The sequence below is a fragment of the Amycolatopsis sp. cmx-4-54 genome (assembly GCF_046548895.1).
GTDB lineage: Bacteria > Actinomycetota > Actinomycetes > Mycobacteriales > Pseudonocardiaceae > Amycolatopsis.
Window position 1 is genome coordinate 113,417 of the sequence record NZ_JAEBEJ010000013.1, and the last position, 25,407, is coordinate 138,823.

The following is a 25,407-nucleotide window of genomic DNA, read 5'->3' on the forward strand; positions in this document are numbered from 1 at the left end:
GTCCGTCCCGGCGGTTTTCGCTCAGGGAAGGGCTTTCACCGCGGCCGCGGTGGCGTCGGCAAGGAGCTTGTTGTCGATCTCGGCGTCCTTCTCCGACCGGTCGGTCAGCACCGAGATGACGATCGGCGCCCGGTTCGGCGGCCACACCACCCCGATGTCGTTGCGTGTCCCGTAGGACGCCGTTCCGGTCTTGTCGGCGACCGGCCAGCCGGGCACCCCGGCGCGGATGTTCTGGTCGCCGGTGGTGCTGGCCCGCATCATGTCGACCAGGATCTTGCGTTTGTCCTGGGGGAGGGCGTCGCCGAGGGCGAAGGCGCGCAGGCTCACGGCGAGCGCTCGCGGTGTGCTCGTGTCCCGGGTGTCGCCGGGCGCGGTGTCGTTGAGTTCCGGTTCGATCCGGTCGGCGTGGCTCGTGGTGTCGCCGATCCCGCGCAGGACCGTGTTGAGCCCTTCGGGGCCGCCGAGTTCGCGGAAGAGCAGGTTCCCGCCGGTGTTGTCGCTGTACCGGAGGGTCGCGTCCATGACGGCGCGCAGCGGCATCCCGGTGGCCACGTGTTTTTCCGTGACCGGCGAATTCACGACCAGGTCCTTGCGGTCGTAGGTCACCGTGCGGTCCAGATCCGCGACCGGCGTCCGCTGCAGGACACCACCGGCGCTGAACACCTTGTGCGTCGAGGCGTAGGCGAAGCGTTCGTCGGCGCGGAAGGCGACTTCGCGCCCGGACGCGGTGTCCACCGCGTACACCCCGAGCCGGGCGCGGTAGGCGCGTTCGAGCTGTTCGAAGTCGGCTCGCCCGGTCGCCGCGGCAGGAGAGGAGGTGGCGGGCGGCGGCACGGGGGCGGGCGTGGAACACGCGGCGAGTGACGCGACCGAGAGTGCCAGCAGGGCGGCCCAGCGGCGGGAAGTGACGGACACGGTGGTTCCTTTCGAGATCGTTCGATGTCCGCAGTCTGGCCAGCACCGGTCATGCTGTCCAAGACACGAACGACCTCTTTCATGCATGATCGGCATAGTATGTGGTCGTGGACCTGATCGGGAGCTGCCGAGCGTTCGTGAGCGTGAGCGAGGCCGGGACTTTCACCGCGGGAGCCGCGATCGCGCGTATCCCCCAGCCGGTGGCGAGCCGCCGGATCGCGGCGCTGGAACGGCATTTCGGGGAGCGACTGTTCGACCGCTCCACCCGCCGCGCCGTGCTCACCCCGTTCGGCCGGGATCTGCTGCCGTCGGCGAAACGGCTGGTGGCGCTGGCCGACGCCATGGAGCACGACGCGCACCGCGCCAGACTGCGGCCGATGCGGCTGGCGATGCCGGACACCTGCACCGTCCGCGAACTCGCCGAACTCGACGCGGCGGCGCGAGCGCTGGACGTCTTCCTGGAATTCCGGCAGGCGCCGCCGGGGGAGCGGGCGGAACTCGTGCGCACACAGGAGGTTCGCGCGGCGCTCACGGCCGTTCCCGCCGAAGAGGGCGTCTGGACGGTGCCGCTCGGGTTGGCGGGTGGGGGCAGGCCGCGGGCGGGCGCCCTCCATCTGGAAACGCTGCGCGTCGGCCGGTCCGGCCGGTCGCCGCGCCGGGTCTGGATCCAGCCCGAGGACGACGTGCCGCATATCCGGGATCGCCTCTTCCGGATCCGTGACTCGGTGGGCTTGCGGCCCGCGCAGGTGTCCGTCGCCGACGCGCTCACCGCGGCCGCCGCGGCGGTGTTCGGTTCGGACGATCTGCTGCTCTGTTCGGCGGCCCAGGCCACCGAACTCGGCCTGAACTGGCGGACGATCGGCGAAACCCGGCTCGCGCGCGGGTTCGAGATCACGGCGGGGCCCGGCGAGGACGCTCAGCGGCTCCGGGCACGATTGTGGCCGGACATCGCCCGGTGTCTCGGCGCGGAGGAGACGACATGAACACGGAGACCCTGCTCCTCGGGCTGCGGGCCGAACTGGATGACGGTGGCCTGCGAGGCTCGTTCCTCGTGCGCGATCTGCGGACCGGATACGAGATCGGCATCGACCCGGACCTGGAGTTTCCGAGTGCCTCGCTGGTGAAGATCCCGCTCGCCGCGGCGACGCTGGAGCGGATCCGCCGGGGTGAGCTGGACGGCTCCACGCCGATCGACGTCGAGCCGGGACGGGCCACCGCCCCCGGGCCGACCGGGCTGACGCGGTTCCGGCATCCGGCCACGGTGGCGATCGACGACCTGCTCTACCTGACGATGGCCATCAGCGACGAGACCGCCGCGGACGCGCTCTTCGCGCTGACGCCGCCCGCCGAGGTCACCAGGATGACGCGGGAATGGGGCGTTTCCGGGATCACCGCGCGGCATCCGGCCGCGGACCTCAGTGACACGCCTGCCGAACGGTTCGCCCCGGCCGACGTCCACCTCGCGCACGCGCTCGCGATCAACGCGGGCACCGCCGGGCAAGGCCATCCCGTTCCGCAGCTCGACGTCACACGCGCGAGTTCCGGCTCGGCCCGCGCGTTCGTGAACCTCCTCGAAGCGCTGTGGAAACCGTCCAAAGTGGACGGAGAGGTGGCGGTGCGGGTGCGCGAACTCATGGGGCTGAACCTGCTGCGTCAGCGGCTGAGCCCCGATTTCGTCTCCGACGCCACGAAATGGTCGTCGAAGACCGGCACGGTGCTGAACCTGCGGCACGAGGTCGGGGTGGTCGAACACGCCGACGGCGGGACGTACGCGATCGCCGCGCTGACCGGATCCCAGGTGCCCGCCGCGATCCAGCCCGAGGCCGAAGTGCTGATGGCCCGCGTCGCGCGAGCGCTGCGGGATCACCTGCGCGAAGGGTGATGTCACGTTCTACGCCGCTGCTCGGTTCTCATGGGGAGAGAACCGGCGAAGTGGAGGATCGGCATGAAGGTCGTCATCGTGTGCGTTTCGGTGTCCCACGGCAACACGGCACGGATCGCCGAGGTGCTGGCGGGAGTTCTCGACGCCCGCGTCGTCAGCCCCGAGGAGCTCGACCCGGCCGACCTCGATTCCTGTGACCTCGTGGGTTTCGGCTCGGGGATCTTCGGCATGGACTTCCACCCGCGCCTGCGGCGTCTCGTCGAGATGCCGTCGAAGCAGCGGAGGAAGGCGTTCGTGTTCAGCACGAGCGGGCTCCCGGAACCGCGATTCCGGCGCTACTCCCGTCGCCTGGCGAAGTCGCTCGGCCGCAAGGGCTTCGAGGTGGTGGGCACGTTCTCGTGCCGGGGTTTCGACACCTGGCTCCCGTTCAGGCTCGTCGGCGGGATCGGCAGGAACCGGCCCGGTACGGCCGATCTCGAAGCGGCGCGGCGGTTCGCCGAAGGGCTCGGTGGTTGACGCACCGCGTTTGCGAGCCCTCCCGTAGGGGTATCAGCGGCACGTGCTCGACCACTCGTATTTCCCGGAACTGAGGGACCAGCGTCTCGTCGTCGACTACGAGGACGCCGACGACCCGGTGCTGCTCCGCCCCGACGGATCGCCGATCGACACCTGGCGGGAGAACTACCCGTACCCGGCGCGAATGTCGCGCGAGGAATACGAGGTCGTGAAACGGTCGCTGCAGATCGAACTGCTGAAACTGCAGTACTGGATCAAGGACACCGGCGGCCGCATGGTGATCCTGTTCGAGGGGCGCGACGCGGCGGGCAAGGGCGGCACCATCAAGCGGTTCACCGAACACCTCAACCCGCGCGGCGCGAGAGTGGTGGCGCTGAGCAAGCCCACCGACCGCGAGCAGGGCGAGTGGTACTTCCAGCGTTACGTGAACCACCTGCCCACCGAGGGTGAGATCGTGCTGTTCGACCGGTCCTGGTACAACCGGGCGGGCGTCGAACGGGTGATGGAGTACTGCACGGACGAACAGTACGAGCGCTTCATGCGGCAGGCGCCGACGTTCGAGGAGATGCTCGTCGACGACGGGATCGTCCTCGTCAAACTCTGGTTCTCGGTGTCGAAGTCCGAGCAGCGCACCCGGTTCCTCATCCGGCAGGTCGATCCGGTGCGGCAATGGAAACTGAGCCCCAACGACATCAAGTCGCTCGACCGCTGGGACGCCTACACCGAAGCGAAGGTCGCGATGTTCCGGTCCACCGACACGGAGATCGCGCCGTGGACGGTGGTCAAGAGCAACGACAAGAAGCGGGCTCGGGTCGAGGCGATGCGCAGTGTCCTCGCTCGCGTGGACTACGCGGACAAGGACGAGGAGGCCGTCGGCGAGCCGGACCTGAAGGTGGTCGGCGCCGCCGCGACCCTGCTGGAGGAGGGGGAGGACGAAGCTTCGCTCAGCCCGACCCCGATCGCGCCGTCGTCGGACCCCGATCACGGCCCGGGACTGCACCCGGAAGACAAGTCGTGACTCGCGAGTTAGGCCTCTGATCACGCGAGTTACGCTTCTGATCACGCGAGTCACGCCTCTGGTCACGCGAGTCACGAGATGTCGAGATCCTGCCATGTCGGGTATCCGCCATCTTCCGGCCGTGTGGGAGACCTGATCACCCGTCTTTACTTCACGTACGGACGTCGGGGGCACGTGTCGAAAGGGATCATGGTGATCAGTAGTACGAAAAAGACGCGGAGAGGCACGGTGGCCGTGGCCGCCGCTGCGTTCCTGGCCTCCGGCCTGGTACTGGCTCCGGCAACGGGTGCGGCTCCCGCGGCCAAGGCCGAGCCGGACACCGCCGCGCTCGCCGGTGCGCTGACCAAGCAGGCCGTGGCCTGGGGCGAGTGCTCCTTCCCCTCGGTCGCGCCGGCGACGGAAGCCGAACTGAAGAAGGTCAAGGGCCTGGCCTGCGCCACCGTCCAGGTGCCGCGTGACTGGCACAACCCGCAGGACGGCAACACCATCGGCGTCCGCGTCTCCAAGACCGCGACCGCCTACCCCGGCACCGGCAGGCAGGGCATCGCGCTGGTCAACCCCGGCGGACCCGGCGGCGAAGGTCTCCCGTGGGGCGCCGCGATGGCGATGCGCAGCCCCGTGCTGGCCTCGCAGTACGACTTCGTCGGTTTCGACCCCCGCGGTGTCGGCGAGAGCACCCCGCTGACCTGTAGCTACACCGTCCCGGACAGCACGGACCAGAACGTGATCAGCCGGGCGAAGGTCGAGGGCTGCCTGAAGAACCCGCTGACGAAGTTCATCACCACCGAGCAGACCGCGTACGACATGGACTTCATCCGGGTGCTGCTCGGGGAGAAGAAGACCAGCTACATCGGTTACTCGTACGGCACGTGGCTCGGTACCTGGTACGCCACCACGTTCCCGGCCAAGGCGCACCGGTTCCTGCTCGACTCGTCGACCGACGCGAGCCGCTCGACGCTGGAGAAGACCTGGGATCTGCAGCCGCGCAGCCGTGACCGCCAGTTCCAGGAGGCGCTGCTGCCTTACGTCGCGCGCAACGACGCCAAGTACAAGGCGGGCACCGACCCGCTCGAGATCCGCCGCAACTGGGAGAAGGCGGGCGGCACCCGGGAGTTCACGGGCATGCTCCACGCCGCGTGGTTCATCATCCCGGCGATGTACGACACCTCCCAGTACCCGTCCGCGGCTTCCATGGTGGCCGCGCTGGCGAAGGGACCGGCGCCGACCGGGACCGACGCGGAGAAACTGGAGCAGGTCGTCGCGAAGGCGCTCGCCACTCCAGGGCTGACCGACGCGAACAAGGCGTTCCTGAACAAGGCCAAGGGCAACGCGCTGGAGGCCATCGCGAAGAAGGACTCGGTCGAGCGCAAGGCCTCCTACCAGGGCGGCGCCGAGGTCGAGACCTGGGATGCCGCGTTCGAGGCGATCCGCTGCCAAGACGGCCAGTGGAACCAGAACCTGCACTACTGGAACTACTGGCAGGCCGACCTGACCGTGAACGCACCGTTCATCGCGCCGATCATGGCCCTGTCGGGCGCGCCCCTGTGCGCGTTCTGGCCGACCACCAACGCCAAGCCGGCGCCGGACGCCAAGACGTTCCCGAAGCTGCTGATCGCGCAGACCGAACTCGACGCGGCCACGCCGTACGAGGGCGCGCTCGCGACCGCGAACGGCCTGCCGGGCGCCAAGATGATCAGCGTCGACAACGAAGGCAGCCACGGGATCTTCCCGTACAACACCGACTGCGTCGACGACCCGATCGTCGCCTACTTCCAGACCGGGTTCACGCCCAAGAAGAAGTTCACCGGCTGCCAGGGTCTCCCGCTGCCGGGTGAGGACAAGACGGCCGAGGTCGGCGGCCACCTCGGGCACGACGGGAAGATCAAGCTCAAGATGATCACGCCCCAGGTGCGCAAGGCGAACGAGATCGTCCGTGAGCTGCTGGAAGGCACCGCGACGCCGGAAGCGGACGAGAAGGGCATGCCCGCCAACGCCTAGGCACTGTCCTTCTGTTCGCTGGCTCGTGACCCAGGTGGTTCCTGGCGGTGCGGGCGGGGGGTTGTACTCGGCTGAGCCGACAATGCTTAGCCCCAGACGGTGTTGACGAGAGGCTCCCGCGGGCCGGTCCGGCTCACGGGAGCCTCTTCGGCATGATCTGTGACGCTTTTCGTTATCGGTTCAGGCGCACGATCAGGTGATTTTCCCCCTCAAGACCTGTGAGCGGAAACAGCCAATCCGCCAGGCGTGACATCGATGTCACGTCGGTCGATCCCGGCGTGGGGGGAGGAGAAGCGTCATGCTCGCCGAGTCGCGGGGCCTGTCGATGGAGGCCGAGCAGCTCTACCGGGCCCTGCTGGACGGGCGCCCGATCACGCCCGGCGCCGAACTGGCGGAGCTGGAGCGGTTCGGCCTGATCCGGGATGGCGCGTCCGGGGTCGAGGTGTGCCCGCCGCGCGCGGCGCTGTCGGCGTTCGCGGCGCAGCACGAGGCCGCGGCGATCCGCGCGCGGGAAGCGGCCGAGGTGCTCGGCGCCGCCTACTCGCTGCGGGCCGGTCGCGACGCGGACTTCGTCGAGGTGCTGCGCAGCCGGGACGAGGTGATCGCCACCTTCGAAGCGATGCAGACCCAGGCGGGCGTCGACATCGTCGCGCTGGACCCGGGGTCGTACATGAGCCCGAAGGCCGAAGTGAGCACGGTGCAGCCCGGCTCGATGGCGCGCGGCATCGCGTACCGCGTCGTCTACGACTCGTCGGTGCTGCAGTACGACGACGGCTTCACCCAGGTGCAGTCGAGCATCGCCCTCGGCGAGCAGGCCAGGGTGTTTCCGGGGCTGCCGCTGAAGCTGGTGATCGCCGACAGCAACCGGGCGCTGATCGCCGTCCCGAATTCCGACGCCGGTGACGTCCTGGCCCTCTTGATCCATCCGTCGATGCTGTTGAGCGCGCTGATCGAGTTGTTCGCATCCTTCTGGCGGATGGCCGTGCCCGTCCGGGCGGGCGGGCCGGACGACGCGGAAGCGGCGCAGGAACCGACCGTCGCCACGCGCCGCCTGCTCGCGCTGCTGAGCGGAGGCCTGACCGACGAGGCGATCGCGCGCGAGCTCGGGATCAGTGAGCGGACGGTGCTCCGGCGGATCAGCCGGTTGCAGCAAGTGCTGGGCGCGCGGACCAGGTTCCAGCTGGGAGCGCAGGCGTCACGCCAAGGCTGGCTCTGAAACGCCGGTGCTCAAGTGGCGGCCACGCCCGTGTCGTCCATCCGATCACGCGTGTCGTCCGCCGGATCACATGTGCCGTCCATCCGATCACGCGTGCCGTCCATCCGATCACGCGTGCCGTCCATCCGATCACGCGAAACGGTCCTTACCGTTCACCCTCGATCCCGCCCGCGCCGAAGTTCGTGCCGAAGTGACAAGCGTAGTGCCCCCTTTCTCGCGTCCCCGTGAGCACGTCCGCGTCTTCGACGGCGTTCCATCATCCTTTCATTGACACTCTTCCCGGGACATCCATACAGTTCCGGGCAGATAAAGAACGGTCTCCGGAATGGAATCCGCTTTCGGCAACGGCGCCGTTCCGAATTCACCCGCTCCTGCACGAGTCGTCAAAAACGAGGGGCCATGGAAACCATTTCGGAATCGGTCGGCGCCGTCTGCGCGCCGGACGACGCACGCGGCGGGGAGTCGTTCGCGACGCTGCTGAGGTACTGGGCGTGGCGGCTCGGCGACGACGTCGCGGTGACCTACCTCGACCATCGTGCCGGGGCGGACGGCCGGGCGATCACCCTGTCCTGGCGCGAACTCGACGACCGGGTCGACGCCCTCGCCACGCGGCTGACCGGGTTCACCGGCCCGGGAGACCGGGCCGCGATCCTGGCACCGCAGTCCGTCGACTACGTCGTCGCCTTCCTCGGCGCGATCCGTGCGGGCCTGGTCGCGGTTCCGCTGTTCTCCCCGGGCCTTCCCGGGCACGCGGGCAGGCTGGCCGCCGTGCTCGCCGACTGCGCGCCGAGAGTCGTGCTCACGACCACCGACGGACTCGAAGACGCCGCCGGTTTCCTCGCCTCGACGGATTTCGAGCGGCCCGCCGTGCTCGCCGTCGACACCACTACTCCGGTCGCGGCCGGTGATCGCTCCTGGCCGCGACCGGAACCGGACGGAGTGGCGTACCTGCAGTACACGTCCGGTTCCACGCGGACGCCGGCCGGCGTGATGCTGACGCATCGCAACGCGCTCACCAACGCCCGTCAGGCTTGCGACGCCTACGCGATCGAAACCGGGACGACGTCGGCCGTCAGCTGGCTGCCGCTCTTCCACGACATGGGCCTGATCCTCGGGATCGGCGCGCCGCTGGCGGCGGGCGCGGCATCGGTCCTGATGGATCCGCGCGCCTTCCTGGAACGGCCGTCGCGGTGGCTGCGCGCGCTCTCGGCCAGTCCCGGCGCGATCAGCGCGGCCCCGAATTTCGCCTACGCCTACACCGCTTCCCGGGTCACCGAGAACGAGAAGAGCTACCTCGAACTGAGCCGGGTCGTCTCGCTGATCAACGGCAGCGAGCCGGTTCTTCCTTCGACCATCGCGAAGTTCCACGGCGCTTTCGAGGAATGCGGCCTGCGCCCGGAGGTGCACCGGTCCTCCTACGGGCTGGCCGAGGCCACGGTGCTCGTCTCCGTCACCGAGGCGGGCAAGGCACCACGGCAGGTCGACTTCGACCGTGACGGCCTCGGCGCCGGACTGGCCGCGCCGGCGCTCCCCGGCGCGGCGTCCACCACGCTCGTCTCCTGCGGTTTCCCGGTGGGACAACGGGTCCGCCTCGCCGATCCGGTCACCGGCGCGCTGGTCGAACCGGGCAGGGTGGGGGAGATCCAGGTCAACGGCCCGAACGTCGGCGTGGGCTACTGGGGACGGCCGGCCGCTTCGGAACGCGTCTTCGGCCTGCCCCCGATCGACCCGGACTCCGGCGCGGGCTGGCTCGCGACCGGCGATCTCGGTGTGCGGTACGAGGGCGAACTGTTCATGACCGGCAGGCTCAAGGACCTCGTCATCGTCGACGGCCGCAACCACTACCCGCAGGACATCGAACAGACCGTGGAGACGCATCCCGCCGTCCGGCCGCATTCCGCCGCGGCCTTCGCGATCGAGCACGAAGACGGCGAAGTGGCGGTCGTGCTGGCGGAGCGTGCCAAGGAGACCGGGGCCGACCTCGCCGTGGCGGCCACGGAGATCCGGAGGGTCGTCTCGGGCGTGCACGGTCTGCGGCCCCACGACGTCGTCTTCCTCGCCCCGGGCGAGGTGCCGCGGACCTCCAGCGGCAAGATCAGCCGTGCCCGGTGCCGGAAGTCCTATCTGGACGGTTCGCTGACCGCGCGGCGGCTCGGGTGACCGCGGAGATCCGTGCCTGGCTCATCGCGCGGGTGGCGGAGCGGACCGGGTCGCCCGCGGCGCAGGTCGATCCGGACCGGCCGTTGCACGAGAGCGGGCTTTCCTCGCGGGAGTCGATGGAACTGGCGGCGGATCTGGGCCGCTATCTCGGCCGCCCGTTGCCGCCGACCCTGGTGTGGCAGTACCCGACGATCGCCGCCCTCGCCGCTCGTCTGTCCACAGTAGAAGATCCCGCGCTCGTGCGCGGTGAAGGCCGTGAAGAGGAACCGATCGCGATCGTCGGCGTCGGCTGTCGCCTGCCGGGTGGCGCGGACTCCCCGGAGCGCTATTGGCGCCTCCTTGAGGCCGGGCGCGACGGCATCCGCGAGGTTCCGGAGCAGCGCTGGGAGGCCCCCGCGCGCGGCGGGTTCCTCGGCGACATCGCCGGTTTCGACGCCGACTTCTTCGGCATCACCCCGGGCGAGGCCGAAGCGATGGATCCCCAGCAGCGGATACTGCTCGAAGTGGCGTGGGCGGCGCTGGAGCACGCCGGGATCCCGCCGTCCACGCTGCGGGGAAGCCGGACCGGGGTGTTCGTCGGGCTTTCGGCGGGCGAGTACGGCCACCTGACGATGGCCGATCCCGCCGCCGTCGACGTCTGGTCGGCCACCGGTGCCGCGACGAGTATCGCCGCCAACCGGCTGTCGTACTTTTTCGACCTGCGCGGGCCGAGCCTCACCGTCGACACCGCCTGCTCGTCCTCGTTGGTCGCGGTACACCAAGCGGTGCAGAGCCTCCGTCGCGGTGAATGCGGGACGGCGCTCGCCGCCGGGGTGAACCTGCTGCTCTCGCCGGCGGTCACCGCGTCCTTCCAGCGTGCCGGGGTGCTGGCCCCGGACGGATATTGCAAACCGTTCGACGCCGCCGCCGACGGCATCGCCCGCGGCGAGGGCTGTGGCGTGATCGTGCTCAAGCCGCTGAAGGCCGCTCGCCGCGCGGGAGACCGGGTGCTCGCGGTGATCCGCGGCAGCGCGGTCAATTCCGACGGCCGGTCCAACGGTCTCGTCGCGCCCAGCCCCGGCGCGCAGGCCGACCTGTTGCGGGACGCCTACGCGGCGTCGGGTGTCGAACCGTCCACTGTGGACTATGTGGAGGCGCACGGGACCGGGACCGAGGTGGGCGACCCGATCGAGGCGGGCGCGCTCGGTGAGGTGCTCGGAGCCGGACGCGAACCCGCCCGCCCGCTCCTGATCGGCTCGGTGAAGGGGAATCTGGGCCATCTGGAGGGCGCGGCCGGGATGGCCGGGCTGATCAAGGTCGTCCTCGCCATGGTCCACCGGCGACTGCCGCCGACCCCGCATCATCACGAACCCAGCCCGCATATCGATTTCGCCGGTCTCGGCCTGCGGGTGGTGGACACCATGACGGGCTGGCCGCGCTACTCCGACGTCGTGCGCGCCGGCGTCTCGGCGTTCGGCTTCGGTGGCACCAACGCTCACGTCGTCCTCGAAGAATGGCCTGCCGCGTCGTTCGCCGCTCGCGGCGCGGAGACCGGGCGCCCGCGGATCTTCGCGTTGTCCGCGCGGTCGGCCGAGGTGCTCCGGGCGCGAGCCGCCGATCTGGCGGACTGGCTCGAAGACCCCGCCCACCGGTCGGTTCCCCTGGACGCGGTGGCCGCGACACTGGCCCGGAGCCGTGACCACCTGCCCGTCCGTGGCGCCGTCATCGCGGAGGAACGCGACCGGGTGGCCGCCGCCTTGCGCGAGATGGCCGCCGGACGCACGGGCGGTGATGTCGTCCTCGGCGAGGCAGGACCTGTGCCGGGCGTCGTGTTCGTCTTCTCCGGCTACGGCTCCCAGTGGCCCGGGATGGGCCGCGTCCTGGTGCGCACCGAGCCCGCGTTCCGGGCCGAGGTGGAGGCACTCGATCCGGTGTTCCGGGCCGAGGCGGGCTTCACGCTGAGCGAGGTGTTCTCCGGCACGCGCGATCTGCCGGACCTCGCGGAGACCCAGCTCGCGTTGTTCGGCATGCAGCTGGCGCTGGCCGGGCTCTGGCGCGCGCACGGCGTCGTCCCGGCCGCGGTGCTCGGGCATTCGATGGGCGAGGTCGCGGCCGCCGTCGTCGCGGGGGCGCTGGACGTCGCCGACGGCCTGCGGGTGATGGCCACCCGCGCCCGGCTGCTGGCCGAGGTCGACGCTTCCGGCGACGGCGCGATGGCGGTGGTCGAGCTGTCCCCGGCCGAACTCGCCGAGCTGGAGGCGGACTTCCCCGGGATCACCGTCGCGGTCTACGCCTCGCCGGTCCAGTGCACGGTCAGCGGCGGCGCCGGACAGGTCGAGGCGCTGGTCTCGCACGTGGAGAGTCTCGACAGGCTCGCCAAGCGGCTGCCGGTCGGGGGTGCGGGCCATTCGGAAGCCGTCGACGCCGTTCTCGGCCGGTTCCGCGCCGAACTCGGCGACCTTTCCCCGCGACCAGTGGAGATTCCCTGCTACAGCAGCGTTCTCGACGAACCACAAAGGTCAGTGGTGTTCGACGTCGAGTACTGGGCGGCGAATCTGCGCCGTCCCGTGCGCTTCAGCCAGGCGCTGGCGGCGGCGACCGCCGACGGGTACGGCGTGTTCGTCGAGATCTCGCCGCATCCCGTGGCGCTGGCCGCGATCGAGCAGAGCACCGGCGCGCTCGCGCTTCCGACCGCGAGCCGCAAGAGCGACGAGGCAGTGGCGTTTCTGACCACGCTCGCCCGGCTCCACACCCTCGGGCTGCCCGTCGTGCTCGACGACGGCGGCCCCCGGCCGCTTCCGGTCGAGCTGCCCGGTCCGCGCTGGCGGCACCGGCGGTTCTGGCCGCGGCGCCCGGCGGCCCGGACCGGTGGCGCACATCCGTTGCTGGGTGTCCACATCGAACAGCCCACCGGCGGCGGGCACCTGTGGCACGCGGACGTCGGGACCGAGGCGCTGCCGTGGCTGGCCGACCACGCGGCGATGGGTGTCCCGCTGTTCCCCGCCGCCGGATTCCTGGAGCTCGCGCTCGCGGCGGCGAAAACGGTCCTGCGCCCCGCCGGGCGGCTGCGCATCGGCGGTCTCGAACTGCACCGGGTTCTCCCGCTCGCCGCGCACACCGAGGTGACGACCAGCCTGAGCGACGGAAGCGTGGACGTCTACGCGCGGTCCGCGGACGGCGGCTGGGTGCGGCACGCCACCGCCCGCGTCCGCGACGGGGACACCGCGATGGTGCCGTTCGGCGCGGTCGGCGACGACGCCCGGCCGGTCGACCTCTATCAGGTGCTGGTCGGGGCGGGGCAGAGCTACGGCCCCGCGTTCCGCGGGCTGTGTGACGTCTTGGCCGCGCCGGGCCGGGCCTCGGCGTCGATCAGCCTGCCCGTCGACGACCCGGCCTACGTCCTGCATCCGGTGATCGCCGACGCCTGCCTGCACGCGCTGGCCGCGGCCGCCGGGGACGCGCTGCGCACGGCCGATGGCGTGTTCCTGCCCCTGACCTTGGGCGAGGTCGTCCTCGCCGGTGATCCGCGCCGCGGTGTCCGGGTCGACGCGGTCCTCGACTCGCTCGATCCGGCGGGCGACGGCCTGGTCGGCGGTGTCCAGCTGGTCGACGCCGACGACGTCGTCGTGGTCGAGTTCCGCGAGGTCTACTGCCGCCGGTTCCGGCGTTCGGCGCTTCCGGTGCCCATGGCGGACCTGCTGTTCGAAACGGTCTGGCGGGAGGCTGACCTGCCGGTGGCGGCACCGGGCGCGCGTCGCTGGGTCGTGCTGCACGAAGACGCGCCGTGGCTGACGGAGTTGCGCGACCGGCTCACCGAAGCCGGGGACGAACTCGTGACGGTCCGGCTTGGGGACAGGAAGGCGCTCGCGGAAGCGCTGAAGTCTCGCGAGGTGTCGGGAGTCCTCGCGTGCGCCGGGACTTCCGACGGGCTCGATCCCATGAGCGCCGCGCGGACGGTCACCGAGTTCTCCGGCATCCTCACCGAACTGGTCGAAGCCGCGCCGCGGTTGTGGCTCGTCAGCACGGGTGCCTCGGCCATCGAATCCGGCGAGCGTGGCGACCCCGGCCAGGCCTGGTTGCGCGGACTGGTCCGGGTCCTCGCCTTCGAGCACCCCGGGCTGCGGGCGAGCCAGGTCGACTTCGACGCCGAGCCGGACCCGGCCCGCCTGTGGGTCGCCAGGCTGGTGGCGGAGATCCGCGCGGACGCGCCGGACGACGAGATCGCCTGGCGTGAGGGCGTCCGGTACACGCGGCTCCTGGCCCGCCCGAAACTCGGTGAACCCCGCCACGAAACCGTGGTACGCGACGGCGCTTACGTGCTCACCGGTGGTCTCGGCGGCCTCGGCCTGGTCGCGGCGGACTGGTTGGCGGCGCGCGGTGCGACCAGGCTCGTCCTTTCCGGCCGGCGCGGTGCGAGCCCTGCCGTCGAGCCGCTTCTGGCGGACTTGCGCGAGCAGGGTGTCGACGTCCGCGTGGTGACCGGTGACATCGCCGAACCGGGGACGGCCGAAGCGCTGGTCGCGGTCGCGGCCGAAGGCGGCATGCCGTTGCGCGGGGTGCTGCACGCGGCCGGTGTGCTGTCCGACGGCGCCGCCGACAGCCTCGACGCCGACGCCGTCGAGGCTGTCTGGCGCGCGAAAGCGCTGGGTGCTTGGCGAATGCACGAGGCGACGGCCGGACACGAACTTGATTGGTGGCTGACGTATTCGTCGGCGGCGGCGTTGTTCGGATCACCGGGGCAGACGGCCTACGCCACCGCGAACGCCTGGGTGGACGCCCTCGTCGCGTGGCGCCGCGCCGCGGGATTGACGGCGGCGACCATCGGCTGGGGCGCCTGGGGAGAGGCCGGAGCGGCCGTCGGCAGCCGCAACCCCGTCCTCGAACCGCTCGGCACGGAGGAGGCGCTGGCGGCGATGGACGCCGTGCTGCGCCGCGATCGCGCGTCGACCGGGATCGCCAGGGTCGACGCCGGGACCGTACTCGCCCTGTTCCCCCTGCTGGCCGGACGGCCGTTCTTCGAGATCCTGGTACCGGGTGAGGAGCCTGCCGCCGGACCGTCCACTTGGGACGGACTGGAGGCGCTGCGGGCGGTCCTGCCGGAGGCCGCCCGCGAGATGCTGGCCGACTACCTCGCCGGGCTCGTCGCCGGGATGCTCGGCCTCGCCGCGGACGAGATCGACCGGCGGGCGCCGCTCACCCGGCTCGGCCTGGACTCGCTCTCCGCCCTGCGCGCCAGGGGAGTCGTGGAACGCGACTTCGGCCTGACGCTGCCGATTCCGCTGCTGTTGCGGGGTGCGGGCCTCGCCGAAGTCGCCGACCATCTCGCCGATCAGGCGGGGTTCGGCGAGACCGGCGCCCGGCCCGCCGGACCGGTCACGGCCGTCGGGCCCCGCGATCCGGCCGAACGCTGGATCGCCCGGCACTGGCAAGCGGAACTCGGCGGCGCGCAGCCCGGCGTCCACGACGACTTCTTCGCCGCCGGTGGCGACGCCGCGGCGGCCGAGCGGTTGCGGGCCGTGTTCGCCGGGCAGCTGGGAGCCGTTCCCGAACGGCTCTTCGCCACCCCGACGATCGCCGCGATGGCCGACCTGCTGCGTGACGAGATCGAGGGACGTGGAGGCTGCCCTGTCCGGCCGCTGCGCGAAGGCGGCGCGGATCCGGTGTTCCTGTTTCATCCGGCGGGTGGTCCGACGAGCGTCTACGAGGGGCTCGTCCGCCTGCTGCCCGAGGACGGAGCCGTCTACGGGCTCGAACGGATCGACGACGAGGACACCGTCGAGGACAAGGCCGAGTGCTACGTCGAGCTGATCCGGGAAATCCAGCCGCGGGGCCCGTACCGGCTGGGCGGGTGGTCGTTCGGCGGCTGTCTCGCCTACGAGACCGCGCGGCGGCTGACCGCGGCCGGCGAGCGGGTCGATCTCGTGTTCCTGATCGACAGCATCCTGCCGCTGCCCGCGCCGGGGAAACCGGCCGGGGAGATCCTGCTGGACCGCTTCGACCGGTTCGCCGAGCACGTCGAGCGCACCTACGGCGTCCCGCTGGACATCCCGCGTGAAGACCTCGCCCGGCTCGGCGACGACGAACAGATCCGGCTCGTGATCGGACGGCTGGCCGCGCAGGTGCCCGAGCTGGGACACGGCGTGCTGCGGCACCAGTACGAGTCCTATGTGGACGCACGGGTCGCCGAACGGTACGAGCCGGAACCCTATGCCGGGCCGGTGCTGCTGGTGCGCGCGCAGGAGCCGCATCCGCTGACCACCACCCTCGATCCGCGGTACCTGCGCACCGACGACGCTCTGGGCTGGGACGCCTTCTGCCCGGACCTGGAGGTCGTGCTGGTGCCGGGCGATCACCTGTCGATGATCGATCCGCCGCACGTCGAGGTGGTCGCCGCGGCTCTCGCGGCCCGGCTCGGGGCACCGAGGACGGCGCGATCATGACCGACACGACGGCGTTCCGGATCGCCGATCTCGCCGCCCGCCGCGAAGACCTCCGGACCGCGGAGAAACGGGCTGTCGACCGGCAGCACGCCAAGGGAAAGCTGACCGCGCGCGAACGCGTCGAGGAGTTGCTGGACCCGGGTTCCTTCGTCGAACTCGACCAGTTCGCCCGGCACCGGTGCACCGAATTCGGGATGGACACCAACCGGCCGTACGGCGACGGAGTGGTGACCGGGCACGGCACCGTCGACGGCAGGCAGGTCTGCGTGTTCTCCCAGGATTTCACCGTGTTCGGCGGCAGCATGGGCGAGGTCTTCGGCGAGAAGGTCCTGAAAGTGATGGACCTGGCGATGACGCTCGGCTGTCCCGTGGTCGGGATCAACGACTCCGGTGGCGCCCGGATCCAGGAAGGCGTCGTCTCGCTCGCCTACTACGCGGAACTCGGCAGGCGCAACACGCTGGCGTCCGGCGTGATCCCACAGATTTCGCTGATCATGGGTCCCTGCGCGGGCGGGGCGGTCTACTCGCCGGCGATCACCGACTTCACCGTGATGGTCGACGAGACCGCGCAGATGTTCGTCACCGGGCCGGACGTCGTGCACGCTGTCAGCGGCGAACGGGTCACCGCCCAGCGGCTCGGCGGCGCCGCGGTGAACAGCGAGGTCTCCGGGAACGCCCACCACCGGGCCACCGACGAACACGACGCCATCGACTGGGTGCGGACCTTGCTCGGGTACCTGCCGTCCAACAACCTCGACGCCGTCCCGGAATACGCCGACGAGACCGCGCCCGAACCCACCGCCGCCGACCTCGAACTCGATCGGCTGGTGCCCGATTCGCTGAACCAGGCGTACGACATGACCGAGGTGATCTCGCGTCTCGTCGACGACGCCGACTTCATGGAGGTGCACCGCGGCTTCGCACCGAACATGATCTGCGCGTTCGGCCGGATCCGGGGCCGCACGGTCGGTGTCGTGGCGAACCAGCCGTGCCATCGAGCGGGCGTGATCGACATCGACGCCTCGGAGAAGGCCGCGCGGTTCGTCCGGTTCTGCGACGCTTTCGGCATCCCGATCCTCACCCTCGCCGACGTTCCCGGCTATCTGCCCGGCGAGGCGCAGGAACGGCACGGGATCATCCGGCGTGGCGCCAAACTGATCTACGCCTACGCCGAGGCGACCGTGCCGAAGGTGACCGTCGTGATCCGCAAGGCCTACGGCGGCGGCTACGCGGTGATGGGGTCGAAACATCTCGGCGCGGACGTCAACCTGGCCTGGCCCACCGCGGAGATCGCGGTGATGGGCGCCGAGGGCGCGGTGCGGGTGCTGCACCGGCACGAACTGGCCGCGCTACCGCCGGAACAGCGGTCCGCCGAACGGCGACGGATCACCGAGGCGTACCGCGAACGGCACTCGAACCCATATCCGGCGGCCGAACGCGGCTACGTCGATCGGGTCATCGCGCCGTCGGAGACCCGCCTTCAGGTGGCGAGCGCGTTGCAGGCGCTGCGGACCAAACGGCAGACCCTCCCGGCCAAGAAGCACGGAAACATCCCGTTGTGAGCAAGGAGAAACGATGAAGCGAACCCGGCGGTGGGGTCTGCTGGCACTGGCCATGGCCGTCCTGCTCGGAAGCCCGGTCCCCGCGAGCGCGGCGCCCGCGCCGGTCACCGCCGACAACGGCGCGAAGGTCGTCGAGGAGACGTGGCTGGACGCACGCACCGTCGACCTCAAGATCAGTTCGCCCTCGCTCGGCACCACCGGCATGGTCCGCCTGCTGGTCCCGGCGGGCTGGGCCGCGCAACCCACGCGGTCCTGGCCGACGCTGTTCCTGCTGCACGGTTGCTGCGAACCGGTCGACTACCGCTCGTGGGACCAGTTCACCGACGTCAAGGCGTTCATGGCGGACAAGGACGCCCTCGTCGTCATGCCGACCGGCGGGCCGGCCGGGATGTACACGAAGTGGTGGAACTTCGGCCTCAAGAGCACTCCCGACTGGGACACCTTCCACACCCTGGAGGTGCGGCAGATCGTCGAACGCGGCTACCGGGCCGGTACGCGCCGGGCGATCGCCGGACTGTCGATCGGCGGCTACGGCGCGCTCGCGTACTCGTACAAGCACAAGGGCATGTTCACCGCGGCCGCGTCCTACAGCGGCGTGCCGAACACCCTCAACCAGGGAGCACCGCTGTTCATCCAGGGGATCCTGGCTCGCGCGGGGATCTTCAACTACCTCGAACTCTGGGGCGACTCCTGGGGGATGCGGCCGCTCTGGACGGCGAACAACCCGTACGACAACGTCGACGGCCTGCGTGGCACGGCGCTGTACATCTCGTGCGGGACCGGCAAGACCGGCCCGCTCGACCCGCCGGGGCAGTCCGACATCTTCGAACCGCAGGCGCTGGCTTCCTCGGTCAGCTTCACGGATCGGTTGAAGGCCAAGGGGATTTCGGCGACCGTCGACTACTACGGCGACGGGACGCACAGCTGGCCGTACTGGCAACGGGCGCTGCGGAACTCCTGGCCGGTGCTGGCGGGCGGGCTCGGCCTGTGAGGTGACCGAACGCCGAACTCGGGTGATCAGAGGCGTAACTCGCGTGATTGGAGGCCGCACATCGAGTTACGCCTCCAATCACGTGAGTTACGCCTTCGATCACGTGAGTTCGGCCCCTGATCACGCGAGTCACGCGAGTCACGCGTTAGACCCTCGTCAAGGCGTTGCGAAAGCCACTTTCGCAACCTTCAACGTTGCGAAAGTGGCTTTCGCAACGTCAGCACCGCGGGTCGTTCACGGACCACCGCATCGAGAGGACTAAATGCGGAGAGGTCAGCCGGCGATCAACTCGGCGAAGCGTTCCGGGCTGACGTTCCCGCCGCTGATGATCACCCCGACCCGGCCCGAAACGGGCACCTGGCCGCTGAGCAGCGCCGCCAGTCCGGTCGCCCCGCTCGGTTCGATGACGAGCTTCAGCCGTTCGAACGCGAACCGCATCGCGTCGCGGACCTGGTCGTCGGTGACCAGCGCGATGTCGTCGACGAGCCGCCGGTTGATCGAGAAGGTCAGTTCGCCCGGAATGGAGGCGGCCTGGCCGTCGGCGATGGTCCGCGGCACCGGGATCGACACGCGTTCCCCGGCTTCCAGCGAGCGTTTGGTGTCGTCGCCCTCGGCGGGTTCGACGCCGACGACGCGGATGCCGGGCCGCACGGCCTTCGCGGCGGTCGAGCTGCCCGCGATCAGGCCACCGCCGCCGACCGGGACGACGAGCGTCTCGAGGGAATCGGTGTCCTCCAGCAGTTCCAGCGCCGCGGTGCCTTGGCCGGCGATCACGTGCGGGTGCTCGTACGGCGGGATGAGCGCGAGACCGCGATCGGCCGCCAGCGCCTCACCGATCGCGACGCGGTCGCCGGTGTACCGGTCGTAGGTGACGATCTCGGCGCCGTAGCCCGCGGTGGCGTCCTTTTTGGACTGCGGGGTGTCCTCCGGGATCAGGATGACCGCGCTGCTCCCGAGTTCCCGCGCGGCGAGCGCGACGGCCTGGGCGTGGTTCCCCGACGAGTAGGCGGCGATGCCCTTGGCCAGCTGCTCCGGCGAAAGTCGCGAAGCGGCGTTGTACGCGCCACGGAACTTGAAGGCCCCGACGCGCTGAAGGTTCTCACACTTGATGACGACCTCGGCGCCGACGAGGTCGTCGAGGGTCCGGGAACGCACGACCGGGGTGCGGTGCGCGACACCGGCCAGACGGGCGGCGGCGTCACGGATGTCGTCGATGGTCACGGGGGCGGTCATGATGCTCCTTGATCACGGATTTCGGCGAGATAGTTGTAAGCGGAGGCACGGGAGATCCCGATGCGGGAGGCGACCTGGGGCACGGCCCGCCGCACCGCGAAGACGCCGCGCGCGTGCAGGCTGCGGAACAGGTCGAGGCGTTCCTCGCGGTTGAGCGCGGTCCAGGGTTTGTTCAGCCGGAGTTGATGTTCGTCGACGATCGCGTCCACCACCGCGTCGACGTCGTCGCCGAAGGTGGTGGTCGGCGTTTCGGTGACGGCACCGACGTCGGCGAGCTCGCCGACCAGGGTCTTGAGCTGGCCCAGCGCGGTGACGTCGAGGTTCACGCACAAGGCGCCGAACACCGAGCCGCCGCTGTCGCGCAGCAGCATGGTCGACGACTTCACGAGCTTCCCGGACGCCGTCCTGGTCACGTAGTTCAGCTGGTCTTCGGCGTCGTCACCGCGGGCGAGCAGGCCCATGCCGATCTCGCTCATCGACCCGCCCACGGTGCGGTCGGTGACCGAGCCGGCGATCGCGACCACCGACTGCTCCGGACGGCGGAAATCGTGCACCACGACCTCGCAGAACGAGCCGAGCGTGGCCGCGATGCCGTCGGCGACCGGGGCGAGCGCGTCGAGGATCGCGTCCTGCTCAGACATCGCGTACTCGGGCGATGGCCTCGACTTCGACGGCGCCGCCGTAGGGCAGTGACGCGACCCCGACACAAGTCCGGGCGGGCCGCGGCTCGGCGAAGAACTCTTCGTAGACCCGGTTGAGGCCATCGCGGTCGGCGATGTCGGTCAGGTACACGACGACCTTCATCACGTCGGCCCGGGTCGCGCCCACCGACCGCAGCGCGGCGTCGAGGTTGGCGAAGGCCTGTGGGCATTCGGCGCCGAATCCGCCTGGTACCAGCTCTCCGGTTTCGGTCACGCCGAGCCGTCCGGACACGGAAACCAGGTCGCCGCTGCGGAAGGCGGGCGGATACGGATGTTCGTTGGTCACGAGACTGACTGTATAAGTCCTGGACGGAAAGTCCAACCAGATAGGAAGTGACCTACCGCTCACGTGGTGAACGGGGTGTTACTCGCGGGTAGTCGTTGGGGTTAACGGGCTTCACTCGACTACTGTTTCCTGATCGTCGAATGGCGGTGAACCGTCTTGTCCGGCCTTCGGCGATCAAGGCAGCGTCCTCGGCGTGCGCGACACCCCTGGCTGCCGATGCTCGCCGTCTTCGGCGGATCGGCGTCGGCGGCGGAGCTCACGCCGATCGCCGAGTACCTCGACAGCACCATCGCCGGCCTGTCCGCGTCGTTGGTCGAGGCGCTCGCGGCCCTGCTCGGCGTGGGCTGAGCCGGTCCGGACGTATCGGGAAAGGGCCGTTTTTCGTTCTGAACGACCCTTTCCCGACCTCGCTCAGACCACCTCGAAGTTCGCCATCATCGCCATGTCCTCGTGTTCGGCGTTGTGGCAATGGAAGACGTAGCGGCCGCGATAGCCGTCGAACCGCGCGATGACCTCGACCGACTCACCGGGGGCAAGGTCCACGGTGTCCTTGATCCCGCCGTCGAACGGCCCTGGTGCTCGCCCGCCCCGCGAGAGGATCCGGAAGCCCACCAGATGCAGATGCACGGGATGATGGATGTCGGCGACGAACCGCCAGATCTCCGTGTCGCCGAGGCGTGGGCTCGCCGACATCACGTCCGGTGAGAACGGTTCCCCGCCGATCACCCAGCCCGCGCGGCCGTGGACGGTGCCCGCCCGGAACGAGAAGTTCCGCGTGGTCGTGGCCTGTTCGCGAGTGAGCGGCGGGATTTCGCCGAGTTTCGCCGGAACCCGGCTGTCGTCCGCCGCGCGGCGTGCGACGACGAACCGCATGACCTTGGCGGTCGAACCGGTGCCGAGCCGGTTCACGAGGGTGACCTCGGTGCCGACCGGATACCGGCCGAAGTCGACGACGAGGTCGTACCGTTCCGCCGGTGCGATGGGGAGATGGTCGTGTTCGCGCGGTGCGTCCAGGAGGCCTTGGTCGGCGCCGATCTGCACGAAACCGCCTCCGCCGGGCGGCGGTGGGTCCAGCGCCAGGTCGTAGCGCCGGGCGTTGGACCCGTTGAGGACACGCAGGCGGTACTTGACGGCCGCCACCTCGTGCACCGGCCAAGGCGCGCCGTTGACCAGGATGACGTCACCGAAAACGCCCTCCACGTAAGCACTTTCGACGCCCGGCGTGGTCCGCAGCGACCGGTCGAGGGAGGGATAGGCGAAGGCGCCGTGTTCGTCGAAGGACCGGTCGGCGATCATCAGCGGCAGCTCACGGTCCCCGGCCGGGAGCCCCAGCGAGTCTTCCTCGTCGTCGCGGACCAGATGGAAGCCGGCCAGGCCCCGGTACACGGCCGGACCGGTGAAGTCCATGCGATGGTCGTGGTACCACAGGGTCGCGGCCCGTTGCCGCAGCGGGAAGACGTAATCGCGTTCCCCGGTCGAGACCCGGGCGCGGGCGTCGACCATCCCGTGCCCGGTATGCGCGGTGCTCCAGCCCGACCGCGGCAGGACGAGATCGGTCGGATAGCCGTCGGAATCGGCAGGAGTGTGCCCGCCGTGCAGGTGGACCACGGTCGGCACGGGGAGTTCGTTGCGGTGGTGCGCCACCACCGTCCGGTCCCGCCGCGATTCGATCGTCGGACCGGGGAAGATCCCGTCGTAGCCCCAGATCGGCGTCCGGACACCGGGCAGGATCTCGGCCGTCGCCGCCCGCTGGGTGATCGTGTAGTGATCGGCGTCGGTGGTCCTTTGTGGACGCAGGACCGGCGGGATCGGCAGCGGAACCCGGAAAGGCTCCGGCAACGGGAGCCCGCTGCGCAGCAACTCGCCGGTCCCCGGAGCACCCTGCGCGAGCAGGCGGGGAGCCGCGATCCCCGCGGCGACGAGGACACCGGCCCCGCCGGCGAGGCCGAGGAAGGTCCTGCGGGGCAGCCGCCTGCTCATCGGCCGGCCCGCCAGGTCTGGGGCCGCCAGACGGCGATGGTCGTCAGCACCGTCGCGGTGACGAGGGCGACGCCGAGCGGGATGTGCAGATCGAGCGCGCCCTTCATTCCGGCGAGATACTGCCCGGTCTCGCCCAGCGCGAGCAGCAGGCTGATCCAGAACAGCCAGCGCGGTCCACGGACCAGCCATAGGACCAGCGCCGCCAGGATCTGCGCGTACGCCAGGTACGACACGGCGTCGGCGCCCCAGCGGTGCAGCCAGAGCATGTCGTAGTCGCCGCCGAGATAGCCGCCGGCGAACACCGGCTGGCCGATGATCGCGACGGCGTGGGCGCTCGCCAGCACCCGGTTCACCACCAGCGTCCCGTTCGCCTTCCGGCTCGGGCTGGTCAGGTTTTCACTCACGTGATCGAACGTAGGAGCCGACGCCTTATGCTGTCCAAGACAAGATCGGTTATCTGTTCATAACAGGTGAGGTATCAGCAGTGGACCTTCTGGCGCTCCGGTACTTCCAGACGGTCGCCCGGCTCGAACACGTCGGCCGCGCCGCCGAAAAGCTGCGGGTCGCGCAACCCTCGCTCAGCCGGACCTTGGCCAGGCTGGAGAACGACCTCGGCGTACCGCTGTTCGACCGGCACGGCCGCCGGATCCGGCTCAACCGGTTCGGCATCGCGTTCCTTCGCCGCGTCGACCGGGCGCTGGCCGAACTCGACGACGCCCGTCAGGAACTCGACGACGCCGCCGGGCTGGAACGCGGCACCGTCGCCGTCGCGGCCGAAAGCTTGCTCGTCCTCACCGAACCGCTTCGCACCTTCGTGCCCGGCCATCCCCTGGTGGACGTGCGGCTTTCCCAGGCGTCGGGGGAGGGGATGGCGGAGAAGCTGAAGGCCGGCGACGTCGACCTGTGCGTCACGTCGCAACCCTTGGCGGGCAACGACATCCGCAGCCGCGTGCTTCTCGACGAAGCGGTGATGCTCTGCGTGCCCGCCGGGCACCGGCTCGCCGAGCGCGGCAGCGTCGGCCTGGCGGACCTCGCGGGAGAACCGTTCCTCACCACGCGACCCGGTTACTGGCAACGTGCGCTCGTCGATCGTCTTTTCGCGAAGGCCGGGCTCGAACTGCACGTCGTCTGCGAGGGAGACGAAGCCGCGGTGCTCTTCCAGCTCATCGACGCGGGGCTCGGCATCGCGCTGGTGCCGTCCCTGGGGTTGCGCGCCGTCACCGGTTCGGCGGTGGTCTGGCTCGACGTCGACGATCCGGAATGCCGGCGCGTGCTCAGCGTCGCGTGGCGCGAGGACACCTACCTTTCCGTCGCCACCCAACGTTTTCGCGACCACCTGGTCGGCCACTTCCACGCGCGGGCCGAGCCCCGGTCGAGGTGACCGGGGCCCGGTGGGGCGCGTTTACGGGTTGAGCGTGACGCTGTAGGCGCTCAGCGCCTCGCCGATCGGCTGGTAGTACGAAGTGCCACTGCCCTTGCCGGAGGTGATGCCGAGGCCGACGCTGCCGGAGAAGAGGCAGCCGCCCGAGTCGCCGGGGTTGGCCAGCGCGTTGGTCTGGATCAGCTGGTACACCGAGCCTTCGGCGTAGTTCACCGTGACGTTCAGCCGCTGCACCGAACCCGAGGTCAGGCGCGTGGTGCTGCCGCTCTTGCTGATCCGCTGCCCGACGGTGGCGGTACCGGCGGAGGCGATCCGCTGGGTGGAGCCGTTCCACAGGGTGACGGCGCCGGGTGCGCTGCCGGTGGTGTTGCGGATCAGGCCGTAGTCGTTGGTCGGGAAGCTGGCGCCCTGCGACGGCCCGACGTTCCACTGCGAGACCGCGCGGGTGCAGTGGCCGGCGTCGAGGATGTAGTTCTGGCCGCCGCGGTTGGTGTTGAACCCGACCGAGCACCGGGTGCCGCCGCCGGTGATGGCCTCACCGTTGTAGATCGCGGTGTGCATCTCGCCGGTGGTCCGCTCCACACGGACGCGGTCACCGAGTGCTTCGGCGGCCTTCACCAGGGCTTCGGTGCCCTTCGCCGCGTCGGAGATGGTCAGCACGACCTGGTTGGCCTTCGGGTCGAGGCCGATCGACGTGTGCGCGACCGTCGGCAGCGCCTGCAGGGCGTTCTGCGCCCCCGCCAGCGCGGCGCTGGAGTGCTTGACCACCCGGGCCTGCGCCCCGGTCGCGGTCACCTGGTCCGCGGCGGCCTGGTCGAGCACGTTCACCACCGGCTTGGCGGCGTCGTCGAGGTACCCGTCGGCGGCACGGGAGCCGAGCGACGCGGTGACCTGCTGCAGTTTCTCGACACTCGCCGTCTGCGTCCGGAGGAACTCGACGGCGGCGGCCTGGCTGATCCCGGCTTCGGCGGCGAGGGACGTCACGGCCTCTTGCTGCACCGTGGGGGAGTAGCCCGCGATGGTGGTGGCGGTGGCCGTGGACGGGGCGAGGAAGCCGATGACCGCGGCCGCGGCCACCAGTGTGGTGGCGGTACGGGCTAAGGGGTTTGTGCGCATACCGGTGACTCACTTTCGCGAGGGGACAGCCAG

At 70.3% G+C, this 25,407-nt stretch carries 19 protein-coding genes; 12 read left to right on the forward strand and 7 right to left on the reverse strand.

Annotated elements, in window-relative coordinates; genetic code table 11:
- Positions 1-21 precede the first annotated feature (21 nt).
- The gene (bla, locus tag ACLJQ7_RS34745) at positions 22-915 is read right to left on the reverse strand and encodes a class A beta-lactamase (protein ID WP_410652396.1); all 894 of its coding nucleotides are present in this window, start codon (positions 913-915) and stop codon (positions 22-24) included.
- Between the two features lie 101 nt (positions 916-1,016).
- On the opposite strand from bla, the gene ACLJQ7_RS34750 reads away from it, so the two are divergent.
- The 10 genes from ACLJQ7_RS34750 (at position 1,017) to ACLJQ7_RS34795 (ending at position 18,677) form a co-directional block, all read left to right on the forward strand.
- Positions 1,017-1,898, forward strand: a complete 882-nt coding sequence (locus ACLJQ7_RS34750; protein WP_410652397.1) for a LysR family transcriptional regulator — start codon at positions 1,017-1,019, stop codon at positions 1,896-1,898.
- Positions 1,895-2,797, forward strand: coding sequence for a serine hydrolase (locus tag ACLJQ7_RS34755; RefSeq protein WP_410652398.1), 903 nt, complete (start codon positions 1,895-1,897; stop codon positions 2,795-2,797). Before ACLJQ7_RS34750 ends, ACLJQ7_RS34755 begins: the two co-directional genes overlap by 4 nt.
- A gap of 63 nt (positions 2,798-2,860) precedes the next feature.
- Positions 2,861-3,313 (forward strand): flavodoxin family protein, encoded by a 453-nt coding sequence (locus ACLJQ7_RS34760; protein ID WP_410652399.1) that lies wholly within the window; start codon positions 2,861-2,863, stop codon positions 3,311-3,313.
- A 43-nt stretch (positions 3,314-3,356) separates the two neighbouring features.
- Complete coding sequence (gene ppk2 / locus ACLJQ7_RS34765) at positions 3,357-4,331, forward strand: polyphosphate kinase 2 (RefSeq protein ID WP_410652400.1); 975 nt, start codon at positions 3,357-3,359, stop codon at positions 4,329-4,331.
- Positions 4,332-4,559: 228 nt separating this feature from the next.
- A complete protein-coding gene (locus ACLJQ7_RS34770; RefSeq protein WP_410652401.1) occupies positions 4,560-6,329 on the forward strand; it encodes an alpha/beta hydrolase in 1,770 nt (589 codons plus the stop codon).
- 298 nt (positions 6,330-6,627) lie between these two features.
- Entirely contained in the window at positions 6,628-7,545 is a 918-nt protein-coding gene (locus tag ACLJQ7_RS34775; RefSeq protein WP_410652402.1) for a helix-turn-helix domain-containing protein, read from the forward strand.
- A gap of 399 nt (positions 7,546-7,944) precedes the next feature.
- Positions 7,945-9,705, forward strand: coding sequence for a fatty acyl-AMP ligase (locus tag ACLJQ7_RS34780; protein WP_410652403.1), 1,761 nt, complete (start codon positions 7,945-7,947; stop codon positions 9,703-9,705).
- Complete coding sequence (locus tag ACLJQ7_RS34785) at positions 9,702-16,124, forward strand: SDR family NAD(P)-dependent oxidoreductase (protein ID WP_410652404.1); 6,423 nt, start codon at positions 9,702-9,704, stop codon at positions 16,122-16,124. The genes ACLJQ7_RS34780 and ACLJQ7_RS34785 overlap by 4 nt, the downstream gene beginning before the upstream one ends.
- Entirely contained in the window at positions 16,121-17,686 is a 1,566-nt protein-coding gene (locus ACLJQ7_RS34790; RefSeq protein WP_410652405.1) for an acyl-CoA carboxylase subunit beta, read from the forward strand. The genes ACLJQ7_RS34785 and ACLJQ7_RS34790 overlap by 4 nt, the downstream gene beginning before the upstream one ends.
- Positions 17,687-17,699: 13 nt before the next feature.
- Positions 17,700-18,677, forward strand: coding sequence for an alpha/beta hydrolase (locus tag ACLJQ7_RS34795; RefSeq protein WP_410652406.1), 978 nt, complete (start codon positions 17,700-17,702; stop codon positions 18,675-18,677).
- Positions 18,678-18,950: 273 nt separating this feature from the next.
- Here the strand turns inward: ACLJQ7_RS34795 and ACLJQ7_RS34800 are convergent, their stop codons facing one another.
- The 3 genes from ACLJQ7_RS34800 to ACLJQ7_RS34810 are packed head-to-tail and all read right to left on the reverse strand — an operon-like array spanning position 18,951 to position 20,897.
- Positions 18,951-19,910 carry a pyridoxal-phosphate dependent enzyme gene (locus ACLJQ7_RS34800; RefSeq protein ID WP_410652407.1) on the reverse strand — a complete coding sequence of 320 codons (960 nt, stop codon included), beginning with the start codon at positions 19,908-19,910 and terminating at the stop codon, positions 18,951-18,953.
- The gene (locus ACLJQ7_RS34805) at positions 19,907-20,551 is read right to left on the reverse strand and encodes a transcriptional regulator (protein WP_410652408.1); all 645 of its coding nucleotides are present in this window, start codon (positions 20,549-20,551) and stop codon (positions 19,907-19,909) included. Before ACLJQ7_RS34805 ends, ACLJQ7_RS34800 begins: the two co-directional genes overlap by 4 nt.
- Entirely contained in the window at positions 20,544-20,897 is a 354-nt protein-coding gene (locus ACLJQ7_RS34810) for a RidA family protein (RefSeq protein WP_410652409.1), read from the reverse strand. Before ACLJQ7_RS34810 ends, ACLJQ7_RS34805 begins: the two co-directional genes overlap by 8 nt.
- A 216-nt stretch (positions 20,898-21,113) precedes the next feature.
- Between ACLJQ7_RS34810 and ACLJQ7_RS34815 the strand changes: the two genes are divergently transcribed.
- Positions 21,114-21,245 (forward strand): hypothetical protein, encoded by a 132-nt coding sequence (locus tag ACLJQ7_RS34815; RefSeq protein ID WP_410652410.1) that lies wholly within the window; start codon positions 21,114-21,116, stop codon positions 21,243-21,245.
- Positions 21,246-21,308: 63 nt separating this feature from the next.
- Here the strand turns inward: ACLJQ7_RS34815 and ACLJQ7_RS34820 are convergent, their stop codons facing one another.
- Positions 21,309-22,877: a multicopper oxidase family protein gene (locus ACLJQ7_RS34820; RefSeq protein ID WP_410652411.1), complete on the reverse strand. Its 1,569-nt coding sequence runs from the start codon at positions 22,875-22,877 to the stop codon at positions 21,309-21,311.
- On the reverse strand, positions 22,874-23,281 hold the full coding sequence (locus ACLJQ7_RS34825; RefSeq protein ID WP_410652412.1) for a hypothetical protein: 408 nt from the start codon (positions 23,279-23,281) through the stop codon (positions 22,874-22,876). The genes ACLJQ7_RS34820 and ACLJQ7_RS34825 overlap by 4 nt, the downstream gene beginning before the upstream one ends.
- A gap of 80 nt (positions 23,282-23,361) precedes the next feature.
- Here ACLJQ7_RS34825 and ACLJQ7_RS34830 point away from each other — a divergent pair, with 80 nt between their 5' ends.
- Positions 23,362-24,258: a LysR family transcriptional regulator gene (locus tag ACLJQ7_RS34830; RefSeq protein WP_410652413.1), complete on the forward strand. Its 897-nt coding sequence runs from the start codon at positions 23,362-23,364 to the stop codon at positions 24,256-24,258.
- Between the two features lie 21 nt (positions 24,259-24,279).
- On the opposite strand, the gene ACLJQ7_RS34835 is transcribed toward ACLJQ7_RS34830, so the two are convergent.
- A complete protein-coding gene (locus ACLJQ7_RS34835) occupies positions 24,280-25,374 on the reverse strand; it encodes an alpha-lytic protease prodomain-containing protein (RefSeq protein WP_410652414.1) in 1,095 nt (364 codons plus the stop codon).
- Positions 25,375-25,407 lie beyond the last annotated feature (33 nt).

Coding starts and splice junctions, on each gene's coding strand:
- ACLJQ7_RS34755 (WP_410652398.1), top strand. CDS start 1,895: ATGAACACGGAGACCCTGCTCCTCGGGCTGCGGGCCGAACTGGATGAC.
- ACLJQ7_RS34760 (WP_410652399.1), top strand. CDS start 2,861: ATGAAGGTCGTCATCGTGTGCGTTTCGGTGTCCCACGGCAACACGGCA.
- ACLJQ7_RS34775 (WP_410652402.1), top strand. CDS start 6,628: ATGCTCGCCGAGTCGCGGGGCCTGTCGATGGAGGCCGAGCAGCTCTAC.
- ACLJQ7_RS34780 (WP_410652403.1), top strand. CDS start 7,945: ATGGAAACCATTTCGGAATCGGTCGGCGCCGTCTGCGCGCCGGACGAC.
- ACLJQ7_RS34790 (WP_410652405.1), top strand. CDS start 16,121: ATGACCGACACGACGGCGTTCCGGATCGCCGATCTCGCCGCCCGCCGC.
- ACLJQ7_RS34795 (WP_410652406.1), top strand. CDS start 17,700: ATGAAGCGAACCCGGCGGTGGGGTCTGCTGGCACTGGCCATGGCCGTC.
- ACLJQ7_RS34800 (WP_410652407.1), bottom strand. CDS start 19,910: ATGACCGCCCCCGTGACCATCGACGACATCCGTGACGCCGCCGCCCGT.
- ACLJQ7_RS34805 (WP_410652408.1), bottom strand. CDS start 20,551: ATGTCTGAGCAGGACGCGATCCTCGACGCGCTCGCCCCGGTCGCCGAC.
- ACLJQ7_RS34815 (WP_410652410.1), top strand. CDS start 21,114: ATGCTCGCCGTCTTCGGCGGATCGGCGTCGGCGGCGGAGCTCACGCCG.
- ACLJQ7_RS34820 (WP_410652411.1), bottom strand. CDS start 22,877: ATGAGCAGGCGGCTGCCCCGCAGGACCTTCCTCGGCCTCGCCGGCGGG.
- ACLJQ7_RS34835 (WP_410652414.1), bottom strand. CDS start 25,374: ATGCGCACAAACCCCTTAGCCCGTACCGCCACCACACTGGTGGCCGCG.